Annotated in this window: 1 pseudogene; it reads left to right on the plus strand. The window is 83.0% G+C overall.

Features of this window, described 5'->3' with window-relative positions:
• Positions 1-19 precede the first annotated feature (19 nt).
• Positions 20-935, plus strand: a pseudogene (locus DMH12_RS38615) (nickel transporter); the annotation flags it as partial.

Here is a 935-nt window from a genome sequence, read left to right on the forward strand (position 1 = left end):
GCCCTCCGCCCCCCTTCCGGTGCCCGCCCAGGCGGCGGGGGACGGGTCCGGGCCCGGCGGTACCGGGCGTCGGCGCGGGCGGCCCGCCGAGGCCGCGTCCACCGGCGTCGCCGAGTTGCCGCCGGGAGCGCAGGCGGGGGTGTCCGAGGGCGCCGTCGTCATGGCCGGTGACCGGGGCGGGGCCGCGGCCTCCAACACCGGTCTGGGCGGGACCGTACCGCCGCAGGGCGTGCCCGCGCCCGCGGGAGGACGTACCCGGCAGGACGGCGGTGAGCAGCAGGCGCTGCCCCCGGCGCTGCCCGCGCAGGCCGGCGAGTCGGACCCGGCGGACGCCGACCGGCCGACCGGCCGCCGACGGCGTGCCCTGGCCTCCGCGAACGAGCGGGCCGCCGCCCAGGAGGCGGCGCCGCGTCAGGTGTTCGCCCTGCCGCCCGCCGACGCGGACCGGCCGGCCGACGGCGACGCGGCGACTGCGCCGGGACCGGTGCAAGGCCCGGCGCAGGGCGCTCCGGCGGCCGGTCACGTCGGGCAGGTCCAGGCTCAGAGCCGGGTCACGGAGCACGCCCGGGCTCCCCATGCGCAGGCACAGGCGAACGCCACCGCGCAGGCACAGACACGGACCCAGGTGCCCGGCCCGGCCGCCCCCGGTGACGCCCCGCTCGACGAGGGCCGCCACGACGCCGTACCGCACGACCAGGCCGAGGACCACACGCCGCCCCAGCCGCACCCGGCCGACGCGCCGACCGGGCGGCGCCGTCGGGCCGGGGCCGCCCGTCCCGCCGACGAAGCGGCGCCGGTGCCGGCGCAGCCCCAGCCGCCCGTGCCGGACGCCCCGGTGCCGCCGCAGCCCCCCGCGGGTCAGGGCGTACCCGACGCCCCGTCCGCACCCGACGCCCCGCAGCCCTGGCCCGCGGGGGGCTGCGGCGGCACCGGGG

Origin of the sequence: Streptomyces sp. WAC 04229, assembly GCF_003947455.1 — a bacterium.
Classification (GTDB): domain Bacteria; phylum Actinomycetota; class Actinomycetes; order Streptomycetales; family Streptomycetaceae; genus Streptomyces.